General features: G+C 69.5%; 16 protein-coding genes. 7 read left to right on the forward strand and 9 right to left on the reverse strand.

What is annotated here, in order from left to right; all coding sequences use genetic code 11:
• The first annotated feature begins 35 nt into the window (after positions 1–35).
• From ABT001_RS28950 to ABT001_RS28960, 3 genes are all read left to right on the forward strand, one after another.
• A complete protein-coding gene (locus ABT001_RS28950) occupies positions 36–1058 on the forward strand; it encodes a C40 family peptidase (RefSeq protein WP_502967542.1) in 1023 nt (340 codons plus the stop codon).
• 276 nt (positions 1059–1334) lie between these two features.
• Positions 1335–2066, forward strand: coding sequence for a phosphatase PAP2 family protein (locus ABT001_RS28955; RefSeq protein WP_351283432.1), 732 nt, complete (start codon positions 1335–1337; stop codon positions 2064–2066).
• 232 nt (positions 2067–2298) lie between these two features.
• Positions 2299–5328, forward strand: a complete 3030-nt coding sequence (locus ABT001_RS28960; RefSeq protein WP_351283435.1) for a tetratricopeptide repeat protein — start codon at positions 2299–2301, stop codon at positions 5326–5328.
• Here the strand turns inward: ABT001_RS28960 and ABT001_RS28965 are convergent.
• Positions 5325–5513, reverse strand: coding sequence for a hypothetical protein (locus ABT001_RS28965; protein ID WP_351283437.1), 189 nt, complete (start codon positions 5511–5513; stop codon positions 5325–5327). The two genes, ABT001_RS28960 and ABT001_RS28965, sit on opposite strands and share 4 nt — an antisense overlap.
• Positions 5514–5666: 153 nt before the next feature.
• Between ABT001_RS28965 and ABT001_RS28970 the strand changes: the two genes are divergently transcribed.
• Together ABT001_RS28970 and ABT001_RS28975 are read left to right on the forward strand one after the other, a co-directional pair.
• Positions 5667–6548, forward strand: a complete 882-nt coding sequence (locus ABT001_RS28970; protein ID WP_351283440.1) for an SCO4651 family lipoprotein — start codon at positions 5667–5669, stop codon at positions 6546–6548.
• Between the two features lie 99 nt (positions 6549–6647).
• On the forward strand, positions 6648–6857 hold the full coding sequence (locus ABT001_RS28975; RefSeq protein WP_351283443.1) for a hypothetical protein: 210 nt from the start codon (positions 6648–6650) through the stop codon (positions 6855–6857).
• A 28-nt stretch (positions 6858–6885) separates the two neighbouring features.
• Here ABT001_RS28975 and ABT001_RS28980 read toward each other — a convergent pair whose 3' ends face one another.
• Positions 6886–7233, reverse strand: a complete 348-nt coding sequence (locus tag ABT001_RS28980) for a metal-sensitive transcriptional regulator (protein ID WP_351283445.1) — start codon at positions 7231–7233, stop codon at positions 6886–6888.
• Between the two features lie 221 nt (positions 7234–7454).
• On the opposite strand from ABT001_RS28980, the gene ABT001_RS28985 reads away from it, so the two are divergent.
• Positions 7455–8075, forward strand: a complete 621-nt coding sequence (locus ABT001_RS28985; RefSeq protein WP_351283447.1) for a DUF47 domain-containing protein — start codon at positions 7455–7457, stop codon at positions 8073–8075.
• Positions 8076–8080: 5 nt separating this feature from the next.
• Positions 8081–9079 (forward strand): inorganic phosphate transporter, encoded by a 999-nt coding sequence (locus ABT001_RS28990; RefSeq protein ID WP_351283450.1) that lies wholly within the window; start codon positions 8081–8083, stop codon positions 9077–9079.
• A gap of 145 nt (positions 9080–9224) precedes the next feature.
• Here ABT001_RS28990 and pstB read toward each other — a convergent pair whose 3' ends face one another.
• The 7 genes from pstB to ABT001_RS29025 form a co-directional block, all read right to left on the reverse strand.
• Complete coding sequence (gene pstB, locus ABT001_RS28995) at positions 9225–10001, reverse strand: phosphate ABC transporter ATP-binding protein PstB (RefSeq protein ID WP_351283453.1); 777 nt, start codon at positions 9999–10001, stop codon at positions 9225–9227.
• Between the two features lie 27 nt (positions 10002–10028).
• A complete protein-coding gene (pstA, locus tag ABT001_RS29000; RefSeq protein ID WP_351283455.1) occupies positions 10029–11114 on the reverse strand; it encodes a phosphate ABC transporter permease PstA in 1086 nt (361 codons plus the stop codon).
• On the reverse strand, positions 11111–12106 hold the full coding sequence (gene pstC, locus ABT001_RS29005; protein ID WP_351283458.1) for a phosphate ABC transporter permease subunit PstC: 996 nt from the start codon (positions 12104–12106) through the stop codon (positions 11111–11113). The genes pstA and pstC overlap by 4 nt, the downstream gene beginning before the upstream one ends.
• Before the next feature lie 133 nt (positions 12107–12239).
• Positions 12240–13373 carry a phosphate ABC transporter substrate-binding protein PstS gene (gene pstS, locus ABT001_RS29010; RefSeq protein ID WP_351283460.1) on the reverse strand — a complete coding sequence of 378 codons (1134 nt, stop codon included), beginning with the start codon at positions 13371–13373 and terminating at the stop codon, positions 12240–12242.
• Between the two features lie 246 nt (positions 13374–13619).
• Positions 13620–14039 carry an NUDIX hydrolase gene (locus ABT001_RS29015; protein ID WP_351283463.1) on the reverse strand — a complete coding sequence of 140 codons (420 nt, stop codon included), beginning with the start codon at positions 14037–14039 and terminating at the stop codon, positions 13620–13622.
• Entirely contained in the window at positions 14036–15028 is a 993-nt protein-coding gene (locus tag ABT001_RS29020; protein ID WP_351283465.1) for a CHAD domain-containing protein, read from the reverse strand. The genes ABT001_RS29015 and ABT001_RS29020 overlap by 4 nt, the downstream gene beginning before the upstream one ends.
• Positions 15015–17261 carry an RNA degradosome polyphosphate kinase gene (locus tag ABT001_RS29025; protein ID WP_351283468.1) on the reverse strand — a complete coding sequence of 749 codons (2247 nt, stop codon included), beginning with the start codon at positions 17259–17261 and terminating at the stop codon, positions 15015–15017. Before ABT001_RS29025 ends, ABT001_RS29020 begins: the two co-directional genes overlap by 14 nt.
• Positions 17262–17464: the final 203 nt, after the last annotated feature.

A 17464-nucleotide genomic window follows, 5' to 3' on the forward strand; every position in this document is an offset into this window, starting at 1 on the left:
ACACACCTGCGAATCGCGTCGTGAACCGTCCCCGAATGGGGGATGGTTGGGGGGTGCGGAAATACTGGTGGCTCGTCGGTGGTGGGATCGGGCTGGGCCTGTGCTTCATCGCCCTGCTCGTCGTTGGTACGTACTCCGCTGCCGCCGGGATCGCCGGGGCAGGCGGGGCTGTCGGGTTGGCCAAGGGGGCTGTGCCCGCGCGGTATCAGCCCCTGGTGGAGAAGTGGGGCAACCTGTGTCCGGCCATCAACCCGGCGCTCCTGGCCGCGCAGTTGTACCAGGAGAGTGGCTGGAATCCGCGTGCCCAGAGCCACGCCGCCGCACAGGGCATCGCGCAGTTCATCCCCGGTACCTGGGCCACGCACGGCATCGACGGGGACAAGGACGGGGATCGGGACGTGTGGGATCCGGCCGACGCGATTCCGTCCGCCGCGTCCTACGACTGTGAGATCGCCGGGTACGTCAAGAAGGTCCCGGGCGATCCGACCGACAACATGCTCGCCGCGTACAACGCGGGCGCCTACCGGGTGATCCAGTCCGGGGGGGTGCCGGCGATCAGCGAGACGCAGAACTACGTCAAGATCATCCGTTCGCTGGAGAGGAGCTTCGCCAAGCCGGTAGGCAGGGTGCAGCCCTCGCAGCAGGCCGCCGGGGCGATCTACTTCGCGCAGAAGAAGCTCGGCACCCCCTATCTCTGGGGTGGGAACGGGACGGCGGACCAGGGCGGGAGGTTCGACTGTTCCGGGCTGACCCAGGCCGCGTACCGCACGGTCGACATCGAGCTGCCCCGGGTGGCCAATGACCAGTACAACGCCGGGGCGCACCCCTCCCGGGACGAGCTCCTCCCCGGTGACCTGGTGTTCTTCTCGGACGACTTGAACAACTCGCGGGCCATCCGGCACGTGGGCCTGTACGTCGGCGGGGGCTACATGATCAACGCGCCCTACACCGGCTCGGTGATCCGGTTCGACAAGATCGACACCCCGGACTACTTCGGTGCGACAAGGGTCACGAAGGACGGCGCCGCAGCCCTCCCGACCGCCCTCCCGGAAAGCTGACGGGCAGTCGGCCGTGGCCGGAACTCTCCGTAAAGTCCGGGCCCTGAGCTGCGGTGATGAGTCTCTCTTCGATAACGTCATGGTGATCATTCGGTGGAGAACGGAACGTACGCAGCTGACAGGCCGTTCCCTGGACTGAGACAGAATGCGCGCACGACCGGTGTGACGGCATCATGCGTGGCGCGGCACTGAATCCGCACCGACCACGGGGGTCAGACCAAGGCGACGCACGCCGTTGTGCGTCGCAGCAGCAGACAAGGCAAGGGGCCGCGGCAGATGGCTGGACTCGCACTCGATGGGTCGAACCTCGATGTCAGCCTGCTCTACGACATCAATGGACTGGCGAAGGCCGCTCCGACCTGGTTCGACCGGGTCATGGAGTTCGTCGGTGAGTTCGGGATCATGTTCGCCATGGTCCTGGCGGTCCTGTGGTGCTGGTGGAGCGTTCGCCGACGCGGGACGATCGAGGACTCGGTGACAGCGGTCGCCGGACTGGTGTGGGCGCCTCTCGCCGCCGGGATCGCGTTGCTCATCAACATTCCGATCCGGGGCTTCGTGGAGAGGCCGAGGCCCTTCTTCGACCACAAGGGCCTCGAGGTCCTGGTGAAGGGCAAGACCGACTTCTCCTTCGTGAGCGACCACGCGACGATGGCGATGGCGATCGCGGTGGGGCTGTTCGTGGCCAACCGGAAGTTCGGCCTGGTGGCCATCGCGCTGGCGCTCCTCGAGGGCCTCTGCCGCGTCTACATGGGCGTGCACTACCCGACCGACGTGATCGGCGGCCTTGCTCTCGGCACCGCCGTGGCCCTGCTGCTCGCCCCGCTCGCGATGATGCTGCTGACACCTCTGGTGGGGGCAGTCGCCCGCGCCGGAGCGGTCGGATGGCTTGTCCGCTCGCCCGGGGCTGACACCGTCACCGACGGGCGGGACGAGTCGCGCGGGATTCCCGAGCCGAGCACGGACTCCGGCCGTGGTGGTGCGCCCGGCGACAGGGACCTCGCCGCTTAGGCGGAGAGGCCCCGAAGGGGCCGAGGATTCGAGGGGGTGTCCCGTGTGCGGGGCACCCCCTCACGCATGTCCCGAAGAGTGCCCCGCTGCGGCCGACCGCCACTTCGGCCGTCTCCTTCACCGCACTCCCCACGACGGGGCATCATGTCCGGACAACCCGGGGGTGGTGCACGTGGCCGGTCGGCGGCCGTCGCGGCAGGAAGTCAATCGGCGTCGCGAGCGTATGGAGTTCGTGGGGCGCCGCGGTGAGCTGGCGGTCTTCCGGGAGACGTTCGCCAGGAATCCGGAAGAGCCCGACTTCCCGTTCCTCTTCCACGTACGCGGTAACGGCGGTGTGGGGAAGTCGACCCTCGTGCGCCAGTGGGAGGCCACGGCGCGGGAGCAGGCCTCCGTGGTGACGGCGTACGTCGACGACGACGCGCACGACGTCTTCGAGGCGATGGAAGCGGTCAGTGTCCGGCTGGGCCGGCAGGGGCATCCGCTGAAGAGGTTCGACAAGCAGCTGGCGACGTACCGTCAGCGCAGGCACCAGGCGGACAGCGCCGCCCCCGTCCCCCTGCCCGACCCGTCGGGCGGCCAGGCCGAGACCGCACCGCCGCCCGCCTCGCCGTCCAGTACGGTCGCGGCGCAGGTGGGACTGGTCGGGCTGGGCATGGTGCCGGGGGTGGGGGCCTTCGCGGGCGCGGTCGATCCGCAGCAGGTCGCCCTCGCGGCCGACCGGATGCGGGCGGCACTCAACACGCGGTTGCGCAGCCATGACGACGTGCAGCTGGTGATGAATCCGCTCGCGGCCCTCGCCCCGGTCTTCCTGGAGGACCTGGCCGATGTCGCGGAGCGGTGCGAGCGGGTCGTGTTGTTCTTCGACGTGTACGAGCGGACCGGGCCCGTGCTCGACGCCTGGCTGCACGACATGGCCTTCGGCGAGGACTACGGCGGTCTCCCGGTCAACGTGCAGATCGTGCTGTCGGGACAGCTGCGCCTGGACAGCCGCGTCTGGGGAGACCGGCTGGGCCAGGTCACCGAGGTGTCTCTGGAGGTGTTCACCGAGGAGGAGGCCCGCACCCTGCTCGCCACTCACGGAGTCACCGACGAACCGAGCGTCGAGCTGGTCCTGCGTCTGTCGGGTCGGCTCCCGCTGCTGGTCGACATGCTGGCGCGTAGTGATGCGAGCGTCGGCGGCGGGATCGCGGATCCGTCCGAGACGGCGGTCGAGAGGTTCCTGAAGTGGGAGCCGGACGCGGAGCGGCGCGAGGCCGCGCTTGCCTGTGCGCTGCCTCTGCAGATCGACGAGGACGTCTACCGGGCGGCCGTGCCGGAGGCGGCCGCCGATGACTACGCCTGGCTGCGCGGCCTGGCCTTCGTCTCCACCCAGGCGGGCCGGTGCCGCTATCACGACGTGGTCCGTGCCGCGATGCTGCGCCTCCGGCGGACACAGTCGCCGACCCGCTGGCAGCGGTCGCACACCGAGCTCGCCGACCTGTTCGGGCAGGCGCGACAGGTGGCCGAGGCCGGGACGGGCCCGGACATCGACAGCCGATGGGAAGACACGGCCTGGCGGGAGCACCGGCTCAACGAGACGTATCACCGGCTGTGCGCGAACCCCCGTACGGCGCTTCCCGACGCCCTGCACGATGCCGTTCACGCCATGGACCACGACCTCACGACGTTGCGCCGCTGGGCCCAGATCCTCGGTCAGGCCGGACGCGACACCGGGGCGCCGGCCCTCGTGTCATGGGGGCACCGCCTGGAGACCGCGGGCGAGCAGGACGGGGCGGATGCGGCGGTGCTGACGGCGCTGCTGACCGCCTCCGAACTCAGCTCAGCCGGGCGGGCCTTGGCTCACGCGGTCCGGGCCCGGCTGCTCCGGGTCGCGGGCGATCACGAAAGTGCGCTGGCGGACTACGCGGCGGCCATCGACATCGCTCCGGACCTTGAGCGCGCCCACGCGGGCCGAGGGGAGACGTACCGGGTGATGGGCCGTTACGAGGAGGCGGTCTCCGCCTGCACCCGCGCGGTGGAGCTCGATCCGCACGACGAATGGGCCTTCGGCAGCCGTGCTGACGCCTACCGGAACCTGGGCCGCTACGACGAGGCCCTCGCGGACTTCGCCCGCGCCATCGAGCTCGATCCGCAGTACGCGTGGGCCTTCGGCAGTCGGGCGGAGGTCTACGAGGCACTGGACCGCAACGACGACGCGGTGGCCGAATACACCCGTGCCGTCGAGCTCGATCCGCAGTACGCCTGGGCCTTCGGCAGTCGGGCGCACCTCCACCAGATGGAGGACCGCTACGAAGAGGCTCTTGCCGACTACGCCCGTGCCGTCGAGATCGATCCGCAGTATGCCTGGGCCCTCGCCAGTCGCGGACAGACCCACCACACCATGGGGCTCCACGGGGACGCTCTCGCCGACTTCGACCGCGCCCTGGAGCTCGATCCGGAATACGCGTGGGCCATGGCCGGCCGGGCGCGTACCTACGCGGACCTGGGCCGTCACGAGGAGGCGCTGGCTGACTTCGCCCGGGCCCTCGAGATCGCGCCGCGGAACGTGTGGATCGTCACCTGCCGTGGCGAGCTGTACCGGTCGTCGGGCAGGTACGAGGAGGCCGTGGCCGACTACTCCTCGGCCATCGAGACGGATCCCACGTACGTATGGGCCCTCACCTGCCGTGGGCTGGTGCACAAGCGGCTCGCCCGGTTCGAGGAGGCCGTGGCCGACTACTCGGCGGCCATCGAGATGGACCCTCCGTCCTTGGGACTCGTCGGCGCCCGTGGGGAGATGTACGAGCGGCTCGGCCGCTACGAGGAAGCGCTCGCCGATCTCACCAGGGTCGCCGAGGGCTGGCCGGCCACCGACTGGATCTTCTGTGCCCGCGCCCGCGTGCATCTGCGCCTGGGCCGGATCGAGGACGCCCTCGCCGACTGCGTCCGGTCCGTGGAGCTCGATCCGGCGGACGGCTGGTACCAGATGCTGCACGGCCTCGTGCTGCGCGCGGCGGGTGACGGTGAGGGGGCGGAAGCGTGCTTCGTGCTGGCGCGGCGCATTTTCGCCGCTGCCGGTGACGACGACGGTGCGGAAGGCCTGTTGGTGCTCGCCTGTGCCGTGCTCGACCGGGGCGAAGCCACCGCTCGCTGCGAGGAGCTGATCGCGCTCGCGCCCGGGGACAGCGAGGCGATCGAGGACCTGTCGTTCCTCCGCGAGGTCTTCCCGGAGGCGGGGCCGATCATCGTGCCGGTCGTCCGGCGGCTCCGGGAGGCGATCTAACCGGGCTCGCCCAGGCAAGACCGGTGTTCCGCCGCGTCCGTCCGGGCCCTGTCGCGTGAGCGTCTGGCCGGTCCCGACCAGCCGCAGCCGCAGCGCGCCAGACAGAACGAGCCCCGTTCGACGGTCGTGATGCTGTGCGCCGGAGCAGGGCTGTGGACGGGGGAGTCCGAGGGGTCCTGATACACGCTTCCACGGTACCGGGATCGTCGTGCGCGGGTCACGGAGTGGGCCGATCGGTTTCCGGAAGGGACGCCTCGGCGTGACGGGGCGCCCCGGCCGTCGTTAGGCGAGGCGGGCGGGAACTCGGTCAGGTGTACGTCGTTGGGGGTTGGCAGGCGATGGTGGTGCAGCAGCACAGGTGCGGAGGCGGGGCACTGGCTGTGTGTGCCCTGGCGGTCGCAGGTGTGATGACGGTGGGCAGCGGGTGTACCGGCACGGGCGGCGGTGAAGGGGCCGGCGGGCGCGCGGTGGCCCGGGACGGTCCGGCGGGCACCCCGGTGGCCGTGGTCCGCAAGGCTGCCGGGGCGCTGGCCGGAGCGGGCAGCGCCGAGACGCACACGTCGATGGAGACCGCGGCCGGCGGGACCCGGGTGACGATCAGGGGTGAGGGCGCGTACGACTTCCGCAGGCAGCTGGGCCGGATCGAGGTGGTCCTGCCGAAGGATGCCGCCGGGGCCGACGAGCACCGGCCGATCACGGAGCTGCTGGCGCCCGGTGCGCTGTACATGAAGAACCGTGGGGCAGGGGTGCCCGACGACAAGTGGGTGCGGATCGACACGACGGCGCTGGAGGACGGAAATCTGGTCACCGGCGGCGTCACCGATCCGACCGCTTCGGTGGAACTGCTGCGTGGTGCGGCCGAGGTGACGTACGTCGGCCGGACGGAGCTGGCAGGGGTGGCGGTCCGGCACTACCGGGGGACCGCGGACCTCGGGCGTGCGGCGCGGGCGGCCTCGGCGACGTCGCGCGGGGCGTTGGCCGCTGCGGCGAAGGGGTTCCGCACGGACGCGGTGCCCTTCGACGCCTTCCTGGACGACGAGGGGCTGCTGCGGAAGGTCCGCCACCGCTTCACCTTCGCCACCGAGGGACCGGCGGTCGCGGTGGTGTCGACGATGCTGCTGTACGGCTTCGGGGCGCCGGTCTCCGTGGAGCTGCCCCCCGAGGCCGACATCTACACGGGGCGGGTCCAGCAGGGTGGGGGTGGCGCGGAAGCGCCGTAAGGGTGAGGCCGAAATGGTCCGTCCGTGCCATGCGCGGCGCGTGCCCCGCTCCCTACGCTAGGGAGCCGGTGCGCCAGGTTGCGGCGACGGCAGAGAGAGGTGACGCAGGTGGTGACGCTCAGCGCTCCGAACGCTCAGGACTGTGTGGCCCTCGCCGAGATCGAACTGTGCGGTGAGCTCATGATCGCGGCAGCGGGCGCCCGCGAGGACCGGCTCAGCCCCGACCGGATCGACGAGGTGCTCGACGTACGGCGAAATCCGGCCACCCCGCCGCCGAAGATTCCCCGGCAGGGGCGCCCCCGGGGATGAACCCCCCCTGCCCGTCGCCGCGCTGCCCTCAGGTGCGGAGGAGACGTGCGATCGCCTTGGTGGCTTCCTCGACCTTCGCGTCGATCTCGTCGCCGCCCTTGAGGGCGGCATCCGCGACGCAGTGGCGCAAATGCTCCTCCAGCAGCTGGAGCGCGAAGGACTGCAGGGCCTTGGTGGAGGCCGAGACCTGGGTGAGTATGTCGATGCAGTAGACGTCCTCGTCCACCATCCTCTGGAGGCCGCGGATCTGGCCCTCGATGCGGCGCAGGCGCTTGAGGTGCTCCTCCTTCTGGTGGTGATACCCGTGAATACCGCGGTCGTGGTCGGTGACGACCGCTTCCGTGCCGGCTGTCCCGGCGGACTCGGTGGTGGTCATGGGGTCCTCCCGTTGTCCTCTTGGCCTGCGGTGCAGGTGCCGCTCCGTGGTGCCTGTATACCCCTGCCGGGTATATCGTACCGAATCCATCCGAAACGTGACCGGGGGGCCGTGCTGATCACTGTGCCCGATGCGCGACACTGAAGAATGCCGGTTAGCCGTGGCCGGATGATGCGCCTAGCATCAGCCTGACCGAATCCAAAGCACCCCGAGGACCCCACGTGCGCTTTCGTCTGACCCCCAGGGAGACGAGCTTCTACGACATGTTCTCCGCATCCGCGGACAACATCGTCACGGGCTCGAAGCTCCTGATGGAACTGCTCGGGGCGGATTCTGCCTCCCGAGTCGAGATCGCGGAGCGTATGCGGGCAGCGGAGCACGCGGGGGACGATGCCACCCACGCGATCTTCCACCAGCTGAACTCCTCCTTCATCACGCCGTTCGACCGCGAGGACATCTACAACCTCGCCTCGCAGCTCGACGACATCATGGACTTCATGGAGGAGGCCGTCGACCTGGTCGTGCTGTACCAGATCGACGAGCTCCCGAAGGGTGTCGAGCAGCAGATCGAGGTCCTGGCCAGAGCGGCGGAACTGACCGCCGAGGCCATGCCGAGTCTGCGGACGATGGACAACCTCACCGAGTACTGGATCGAGGTCAACCGCCTGGAGAACCAGGCCGACCAGATCCACCGCAAGCTGCTGGCTCATCTCTTCAACGGCAAGTACGACGCCATGGACGTGCTGAAGCTCAAGCAGATCGTGGACGTGCTGGAAGAGGCGGCCGATGCGTTCGAGCACGTCGCCAACACGGTGGAGACCATTGCGGTCAAGGAGTCCTGAACCTCGTGGACACCTTTGCGCTGATCGTGACCATCGGTGTCGCGCTCGGCTTCACGTATACGAACGGCTTCCACGACTCGGCGAACGCCATCGCCACCTCGGTCTCCACCCGGGCGCTGACCCCGCGTGCGGCTCTGGCGATGGCGGCGGTGATGAACCTCGCGGGCGCCTTCCTGGGCCAGGGGGTCGCCAAGACCGTCAGTGAAGGGCTGATCGCCACACCCGAGGGCCAGAAGGGGATGGGAATCCTCTTCGCGGCGCTGGTCGGCGCGATCATCTGGAACCTCGTCACCTGGTACTACGGCCTTCCGTCCTCGTCCTCGCACGCCCTCTTCGGCGGCATGGTCGGCGCGGCGCTGGCCGGCGGGACGATGGTGCACTGGGACGGGGTGCTGTCCAAGATCGTCATCCCGATGTTCCTGTCCCCGATCATCGGCCTGGTCGCCGGCTATCTGGTGATGGTCGGGATCATGTGGATATTCCGGAAGACCAACCCGCACAAGGCCAAGCGCGGTTTCCGCATCGCGCAGACGGTCTCGGCGGCGGGCATGGCACTCGGTCACGGTCTGCAGGACGCGCAGAAGACGATGGGCATCGTGGTGATGGCCCTGGTCATCGCCGATGTCGAGGGTCCGAACGACGAGATCCCGGTCTGGGTGAAGATCGCCTGTGCGGCGATGCTGTCGCTCGGTACCTACGCGGGCGGCTGGCGCATCATGCGGACGCTCGGCCGGAAGATCATCGAGCTGGACCCGCCGCAGGGTTTCGCCGCGGAGACGACCGGCGCGTCGATCATGTTCGGTTCGGCGTTCCTGTTCCACGCTCCGATCTCCACGACTCATGTGATCACCTCGGCGATCATGGGTGTCGGCGCGACGAAGCGGGTCAACGCGGTCCGCTGGGGCGTGGCCAAGAACATCATTCTGGGCTGGTTCATCACGATGCCGGCCGCGGCTCTGGTGGCCGCACTCAGTTACGGGATCGTCGTCCTGCTGTTCGGCTGAGTCCGGTTCGCGTCCCGACCGCAGTACCGAAACCCCGAAGCGATGAAGTAATGGGTCCGCCCCTGCTCTCCGATGGAGAGCGGGGGCGGACCCTTCGCCTTGTGGTGGCACCGCCATGCAGCACCCCAAGGCCGTCTGTGACTGTTTATCCGAAGCGGCCCGAGATGTAGTCCTCGGTCGCCTGGACGGACGGGTTGGAGAAGATCCGCTCCGTCTCGTCGATCTCGATGAGCTGGCCGGGCTTGCCGACCGCCGAGAGGTTGAAGAAGGCCGTACGGTCGGAGACGCGTGCCGCCTGCTGCATGTTGTGCGTCACGATGACGATCGTGAAGCGCTGCTTCAGCTCACCGACCAGGTCCTCGATCGCGAGGGTCGAGATCGGGTCGAGCGCCGAGCACGGCTCGTCCATCAGCAGCACGTCCGGCTCGACCGCGATCGCGCGGGCGATGCACAGGCGCTGCTGCTGACCACCGGAGAGACCGGAGCCCGGCTTGTTCAGGCGGTCCTTGACCTCGTTCCAGAGGTTGGCGCCCTTGAGGGACTTCTCGACGACGTCCGACAGCTCGCTCTTGCGGTACGAGCCGTTCAGCCGCAGGCCCGCCGCGACGTTGTCGAAGATCGACATCGTCGGGAAGGGGTTCGGACGCTGGAAGACCATGCCGACCGTGCGGCGCACGGTGACGGGGTCCACGCCGGGACCGTACAGGTCCTCGTCGTCCAGCAGCACCTTGCCCTCGACGCGGCCACCGGGGGTGACCTCGTGCATGCGGTTCAGGGTGCGCAGGAAAGTGGACTTACCGCAGCCGGACGGGCCGATGAAGGCGGTCACGGAGCGGGGCTCCACCGTCATCGAGATGTCCTCGATGGCCTTGTGGGAGCCGTAGTAGGCGTTGAGGCCGCCGATGTCGATGCGCTTGGCCATGTGAAATCAACTGCTTTCTGCGTGGCCTCAGCGGCCGGTCTTCGGGGCCTTCCAGCGGGCGATGCCGCGGGCCACCAGATTGAGGATCATGACGAAGGCGATCAGCACCAGTGCCGCTGCCCAGGCGCGGTCGAAGGACGCGGCCTCACCGACCTTGTACTGCTCGTAGATGTAGAACGGCAGCGAGGACTGGGCGCCTTCGAAGGGGTTGCTGTTGATCAGCTGGCTGCCGAAGACCAGCAGCATGATCGGCGCGGTCTCACCGGCGATACGGGCGATGGCGAGCATGACGCCCGTCGTGATGCCGCCGATCGCGGTGGGGAGGACCACCTTCAGGATGGTGCGCCACTTCGGGATGCCGAGTGCGAGGGAGGCCTCGCGGAGCTCGTTGGGGACGAGCTTGAGCATCTCCTCGGTGGAGCGGACCACGACGGGGATCATCAGGATGGTGAGGGCGAGCGCGCCCATGAGGCCGGACGGCTCCAGCTCCACCATCAGCATGATCGACAGGATGAACAGGCCGGCGACGATGGACGGGATGCCGGTCATGACGTCGACGAAGAAGGTGACGGCCTTGGCGAGCGAGCCCTTGCCGTACTCCACCAGGTAGACCGCGGTCAGCAGGCCCAGCGGGGCGGAGATCACCGTGGCGATCCCGACCTGCTCCAGGGTGCCGATCAGCGCGTGGTAGACACCGCCGCTGTTCTCGTGGCCGAGGACGCCGGCCATCGAGTGGGTGAGGAAGTAGCCGTCGAGGCGCTCGATGCCGCGGCTGATCGTGGTCCACAGCAGCGAGGCGAGCGGGACGACGGCGATGAGGAAGCAGACCCAGACGATGCTGGTGGCGAGGCGGTCCTTGGCCTGGCGCTGGTTCTCGATCTTGGTCGTCACGATGTACGAGATGGCCAGGAAGAACAGGGCGGAGATCAGGCCCCACTGCACGCGGCTGTGCCATCCCGCCGCGAGGGAGACTCCCACGCCGAGCACGATCGCCAAGGCGGCGAAGCCGAGCGGGGCCCAGCGGGGGAGGCTGCGGCTGCTGAGGGTCTTACCGGGTTCCGGCGAGATCCGTGGACGGTTGTCCTGGATGTCGGTGGTGGTGACGTTGCTCATGCGTTGGCCCCCGAGTACTCCTTGCGGCGGGCGATGATGAGCCGGGCCGCGCCGTTGACCAGCAGGGTGAGGACGAAGAGGACGAGGCCCGACGCGATCAGGGCGTCACGCCCGACGAACTCGTCGGCCTCGCCGAACTTGGCGGCGATGTTCTGTGCGAAGGTCCCGCCGCCGGGGTTGAGCACGTGCAGCGAGATGAGGAAGCTCGGCGACAGGACCGTGGCGACGGCCATCGTCTCGCCGAGCGCACGGCCCAGGCCGAGCATCGAGGCAGAGATGACGCCGGAGCGGCCGAACGGCAGGACCGAGAGGCGGATGACCTCCCAGCGGGTGGCGCCGAGGGCGAGCGCCGCTTCCTCGTTCATCTTCGGGACCTGGAGGAAGACCTCGCGGCTGACGCTGGTCACGATCGGCAGGATCATGATCGCGAGCAGGATGCCGACGGTGAAGAGCGACCGGGGGATGCCGATCTCGGTCTGGTCGAAGACGTACGTCCAGCCGAAGAACTGGTCGAGCCAGAGGTTCAGGCCCTGCAGGTACGGGACGAGGACGAGAGCGCCCCAGATGCCGTAGACGATGCTGGGCACCGCGGCGAGCAGGTCGATCACGTAGGCGAGGGGGGCGGCCAGCTTGCGCGGCGCGTAGTGCGAGATGAAGAGGGCGATGCCGACAGCGATCGGAACCGCGATGACCATCGCGATGATCGAGCTGACGACGGTGCCGAAGAGCAGGACCGCGATGCCGAAGACCGGCGGGTCACCGGCCGGGTTCCAGTCGGAGGTGGTGAGGAAGTTGCCCTCGTTCTGCGATATCGCGAGGTAGGCGCGGTAGCTGAGGAACACGGCGATCGACGCCATGACCACGAGCAGCAGAATGCCCGAGCCGCGCGAGAGGCCCAAGAAGATCTTGTCGCCTGCGCGCCCGGTGGATTTGGGGCGGCTACGTGTTTCCGGCGGAGCCGGTGGGATGTCGAGCGGTGTTGTGGAAGCCATGGTCTTTCCGGTCTGTGTGGGGGAGCGGCTGGCTCCCCTGGCGGCGGTGCACCGGATGGTCGGGCGGTGGGGGGCCGGTCCGGAGAGATGCGCCGGACCGGCCCGCCTACGCGTGCGTGTCGTGCGGGGTCGGTTACTTCAGGCCGGCGACGGTCTCGCGGACCTTGGCGTTGATCGCCTCGGGGATCGGGGCGTAGCCGGCGTCGGTCAGGATCTTCTGGCCGTCCGCGGAAGCGGCGTAGTTCAGGAAGGACTTGACCGTGGGGAGGGTCTCGGCCTTGTTGCCGGTGTCACAGACGACCTCGTACGTCACCAGGACCAGCGGGTAGGCGCCCTCGGCCTTGGTGGTGTAGTCGACGTCGAGCGCCAGGTCCTTGCCGGTGCCCTTGATCTTGGCGGCGGCGATGGCCTTGGAGGCGTTCTCCGAGGTGGCCTCGACCGGGGCGGCGCCACCGGTGTTGATGTCGACGGTGGTGATGCTCTGCGACTTGGCGTACGACAGCTCGAAGTAACCGATGGAGCCGTCGGCGGCCTTCACCTGGCTGGCGACACCGGCGGAACCGGACGCGGCCTGGCCACCGGGGGCCGGCCACTTCTTCTCGGCCTCGTACTTCCAGTCGCTCGGGGCCGCGGCGTTCAGGTACTTGCCGAGGTTCTGCGTGGTGCCGGAGTCCTCGGAGCGGTGGAAGGCCAGGATGTCCTTGCTCGGGAGCTTGACGCCCTCGTTGAGCGCGGCGATCGCCGGGTCGTCCCACTTCTTGATCTTCGAGTCGAAGATCTTGGCGAGCGTGGAGGCGTCCAGCGTCAGCTTGTCGACGCCATCGAGGTGGAAGCCGACCGCGATCGGGCCGCCGACCATCGGGAGGTTGATGCCCTGACCCGTCTTGCAGATCTTCTTCGAGGCGGCGACCTCTTCGGGCTTCAGGGCCGAGTCCGAGCCGGCGAAGCCGACGGTGCCCTGGTTGAACGCGACGATGCCCTCACCGGAGGAGGAGGAGCTGTAGTTGATCTCCACGCCGGTGCAGGCGGCCATGTAGTTCTTGATCCAGAGGTCCATCGCGTTCTTCTGGGCACTCGACCCGGATGCGCGCAGCTGGCCCTCGGCGCCTTCGCAGTCGATGTTCGACGCGGCGGCGCTGGTCTTGCCGCCCTCCGCCTCGGTGCCGGTGTTGTCGTCCGAACCGCACGCCGTGAGGACCAGGGCGCCGGAGACGGCGAGGGCACCGAGCGCGGTGGCACGAAGCCGGTTCTTGCGCTGAAGCTTCACTTTCGGGGTGTTCCTTCCAGGAGCCGCCGCGGCTGGTGGGGCGTGGCGGCGTGCGATGAGGATTGGTGCCTCGGCTTGGTGCCGTGCACCGTGTACGTCCGAAATTAGGCAGAACAGGTGAAGCCGCCTACGGGGCAGAGTGAACGGCAGGTGAACCGTGTCGGGCGGGCTGGTTCCGTGTCGCGGCACGGCGGGGCGGAGGTCCGTCCCCGCGGGCTGGAGGACGGACCTTCGGCTGCCCGGTGCTCAGCGGCGTCGGCCGCTCGCGGGGAGGGTCTCCAGGAAGGCGTCCAGCTGGACGCGGTCGCCGGGGCGGCTCAGGCGGGCCCGGGCGTCCTCCGGGGAGAGCCACGCCAGCCGGTCTACCTCGTCGTTGGCGACGAACGTGCCGTCCGTCGCCTCGGCCGCCCAGTAGCTGACCTCTTTCGGACGCCCGTTCGCCGTGTACAGGGCGGTCGGCAGGGCGACGCCCGGCGCACAGTGGTGGCCCGTCTCCTCCAGGACCTCGCGCAGGGCGGCCGCCAGGGCCGTCTCGCCGCGCTTCAGCTTGCCCTTGGGGAAGGACCAGTCGTCGTAGCGCGGCCGGTGGACGAGACAGACCTCCAGGGCGCCGGCCGCGGACCGGCGCCAGAGCACGCAGCCCGCCGCCAGGACGAGGTCGCTCATGGCGCCGTCACGGCCGCCGCGTACGGCCAGGTCTCCCGGAACACGCCACGCGCCGCTTCCACCTCGTGCCGCTGGTCGGCGTGGAGCACCCCGAGGGCGTACGCCGTCGCGGGGGCGATGCGCGGGGTGCGCGCCGCCGCTGCCGCCGCGGCGGCGGCCTCCGCAGCGTCCCGGTGGAGGTCCAGCGCGTGGCCGGCGCCGGCCAGGGCCGGGTCGGGTGCGCCCCGCAGCATCTCGTGGGCGTACCGGTGCAGCCGGAGCAGCAGGCGGGCCTGCTGCCAGAGGGCGTCGTGGGCCTCGTTGTACGGTTCCACCGCCTCGTCGGGCGGGAGCGCGGCCACGGCGTCCAGCATCCGCTGCTCGGCGAGCTCGGCCGGGTCGTACAGGACGCTGTCGACCGGCTCCGCCGCCGAGGGGGCCAGCGGGACCTCCGAGGCGAGCAGCGCGACGGCGTCGGCGACGGCGTGGAAGCGGGAGGAACCCAGTGCCTGGAGGGCCGCCGAGTGGGCGCGGGTCCGGGCGAGGGTCAGCCGGCGTTCCAGGAGGGCTCCGGCCCGGGCCGCGCCGACGCCGAGTGCCGCCCGCTCCTTGTCGCTCCCGTCCGGGTCGTCCGCCGGGGCGGGCCGGGCGGCCGGGAGGGCGGCGCCGGAGAGCTGGTGCAGCGCCTCCAGGAGCCGGCCGAGCCGGGTGGCGTACGCGTGTTCGCGGGCCAGGGTGCCGGAGAGCCAGGCCAGTTCCGTACGGAGCTGGTCGGACCAGGCCGGGTCGAGCGCGCCCCGGAAGGTGTGCAGGGTGCCGCTGATCCGGCGGGCCGCGTGGCGGAGCGCGCGGGCGGCCTCGTCGGCGCTCTGCGTGCCGGCGTCCGCGGGGGCGCTGTGCTCGCGGTGCAGCCGCAGGCCCCGTAGGAAGCAGGCGGCCTGTTCGCGCAGGTAGGGCGCGAGGACCGCTTCCGCGGAAAGGGTCGTCGTCTGATGGTCAGGGCGTCGCACGCCGGCGCCTCCGGGCGTCAATGAGCATCTCTTGCACGTGCCGCAGCGGCTGCCCGTCCGAGTCCGTGGAATGCCGGGTCCAGTTTCCGTCGGGACCCAGGTGCCAGGAGGTGGTGGTGTCGGACATGCCTGTTTCCAGGAGCCTGCTGAGGGCGGCGCGATGCGCGGGGTCGGTGACGCGGACCAGTGCTTCGATCCGTCGGTCGAGGTTACGGTGCATCATGTCGGCGCTGCCGAACCACACTTCGGGTTCGCCGCCGTTGCCGAAGGCGAAGAGCCGGGAGTGTTCGAGGAAGCGCCCCAGTATCGAGCGGACCCGGATGTTCTCGGAGAGACCGGTGACGCCGGGGCGTATCGCGCAGATGCCGCGCACCCAGATGTCGACCGGCACTCCGGCCTGTCCCGCCAGGTAGCAGGCGTCGATGACCGCTTCGTCGACCATCGAGTTGACCTTGATGCGTACGTAGGCGGGGCGGCCGGCTCGGTGGTGGGTGACCTCTTTGTTGATGCGGGCGATCAGCCCGTCGCGCAGGGACTTCGGGGCGACCAGCAGCCGGCGGTAGGTCTCGCGGCGGGAGTAGCCGGACAGCCGGTTGAAGAGGTCGGAGAGGTCCGCCCCGACCTGCGGGTCGGCGGTCAGCAGGCCGAGGTCCTCGTAGAGCCGGGCCGTCTTGGGGTGGTAGTTTCCGGTGCCGACGTGGGAGTAGCGGCGGAGGGTGTCGCCCTCCTGCCGGACGACCAGCGACAGCTTGCAGTGGGTCTTGAGGCCGACGAGGCCGTAGACGACGTGGCAGCCGGACTCCTCCAGCTTGCGGGCCCACTTGATGTTCGCCTGCTCGTCGAAGCGTGCCTTGATCTCGACGAGGACGAGGACCTGCTTGCCGGACTCGGCGGCGTCGATCAGGGCGTCCACTATCGGGGAGTCACCGGAGGTCCGGTACAGGGTCTGCTTGATCGCGAGGACGTCCGGGTCGCCCGCCGCCTGCTCCAGGAAGGCCTGGACGGAGGTGGAGAAGGAGTCGTACGGGTGGTGCAGCAGTACGTCGCGCTCGCGCAGGGCCGCGAAGATGTCGGGCGCGGAGGCGGACTCGACCTCGGCGAGATCGCGGTGGGTGCCGGCGATGAACTTGGGGTACTTCAGCTCGGGCCGGTCCAGTGAGGCGATGCCGAACAGCCCGGTGAGGTCGAGCGGCCCGGGCAGCGGGTAGAGCTCGGTCTCGGAGATCTTCAGCTCGCGGACGAGCAGGTCCAGGACGTAGGGGTCGATGGACTCCTCGACCTCCAGGCGGACCGGCGGGCCGAAGCGGCGCCGCATGAGCTCCTTCTCCAGGGCCTTCAGCAGGTTCTCCGCGTCGTCCTCCTCGACCTCCAGGTCCTCGTTCCTGGTGACCCGGAACATGTGGTGGGCGAGGACCTCCATGCCCGGGAAGAGCTCTTCGAGGTGGGCCGCGATGATGTCCTCTATCGGGACGTAACGCTGCGGGGACGCCTCCAGGAAGCGGGTGAGCAGCGGCGGCACCTTGACGCGGGCGAAGTGCCGGTGGCCGCTGACCGGGTTGCGGACGACGACGGCGAGGTTCAGCGACAGCCCGGAGATGTACGGGAACGGGTGCGCGGGGTCGACGGCCAGCGGGGTCAGCACGGGGAACACCCGCTGCCGGAAGAAGGTGAACAGGCGGGCCTGTTCCTTCTCGGTCAGTTCGGGCCAGCGGACCAGCTGGATGCCCTCGTCGGACAGGGCGGGCGAGATGTCCTGCTGGTAACAGGCGGCGTGCCGGGCCATGAGCTCGCGGCTGCGGGTCCAGATCAGGTCGAGGACCTCACGGGGCTGCAGTCCGGACGCGGACCGGGTGGCGACACCGGTCGCGATGCGGCGCTTGAGTCCGGCGACCCGGACCATGAAGAACTCGTCCAGGTTCGAGGCGAAGATCGCGAGGAAATTAGCCCGTTCGAGTAGCGGTGTGGCGGGGTCCTCCGCGAGTTCGAGGACGCGTTCGTTGAACGCGAGCCAGCTGCGCTCCCGGTCGAGGAAGCGGCCCTGCGGCAGTTCGTCGCTGTCGGGGCCGGGCTCGTAGGCGTCCGGGTCGCTGTCCAGGTCGTGGTCCAGGTCGGCGGCTGTGGACAGACCTGCGGGTACCGAGCCCGCGACGGCGTGCGGCCGGTGGGCGGCGAGGGAGCCGACCGACGGCTGGACGGGCTGGACCGGGACGTCGGAGCTGGGCTGCTGGCTCATGGACCTATTCTTCCGCGCTATCGGCTCCTGAGGCGCGTCGGAGCCCATAAAGATCGCGGAAGAAGCGGAAGCGGTCCCCGGAGCGGGGCCGCGCCCGTCGCGGGGGGTGGGCACAGCTGGCTGCATCCCGTGAGGGTCGCAAGCCCGTCTGAATGGCCGGTAACGGTGACATGACGTACAGGAAGCGGTGTGACTGCGGGGGC

It is taken from the genome of Streptomyces sp. NPDC002793 (assembly GCF_040295485.1).
Taxonomy (GTDB): domain Bacteria; phylum Actinomycetota; class Actinomycetes; order Streptomycetales; family Streptomycetaceae; genus Streptomyces.

Bases quoted from the DNA above. Each gene is read 5' to 3' on its own strand.
- ABT001_RS28970 (WP_351283440.1), top strand. From the start codon at position 5,667: ATGGTGGTGCAGCAGCACAGGTGCGGAGGCGGGGCACTGGCTGTGTGT.
- pstC (WP_351283458.1), bottom strand. From the start codon at position 12,106: ATGGCTTCCACAACACCGCTCGACATCCCACCGGCTCCGCCGGAAACA.
- ABT001_RS29025 (WP_351283468.1), bottom strand. From the start codon at position 17,261: ATGAGCCAGCAGCCCAGCTCCGACGTCCCGGTCCAGCCCGTCCAGCCG.
- ABT001_RS28955 (WP_351283432.1), top strand. From the start codon at position 1,335: ATGGCTGGACTCGCACTCGATGGGTCGAACCTCGATGTCAGCCTGCTC.
- ABT001_RS28980 (WP_351283445.1), bottom strand. From the start codon at position 7,233: ATGACCACCACCGAGTCCGCCGGGACAGCCGGCACGGAAGCGGTCGTC.
- pstA (WP_351283455.1), bottom strand. From the start codon at position 11,114: ATGAGCAACGTCACCACCACCGACATCCAGGACAACCGTCCACGGATC.
- ABT001_RS29015 (WP_351283463.1), bottom strand. From the start codon at position 14,039: ATGAGCGACCTCGTCCTGGCGGCGGGCTGCGTGCTCTGGCGCCGGTCC.
- ABT001_RS28950 (WP_502967542.1), top strand. From the start codon at position 36: ATGGGGGATGGTTGGGGGGTGCGGAAATACTGGTGGCTCGTCGGTGGT.
- pstB (WP_351283453.1), bottom strand. From the start codon at position 10,001: ATGGCCAAGCGCATCGACATCGGCGGCCTCAACGCCTACTACGGCTCC.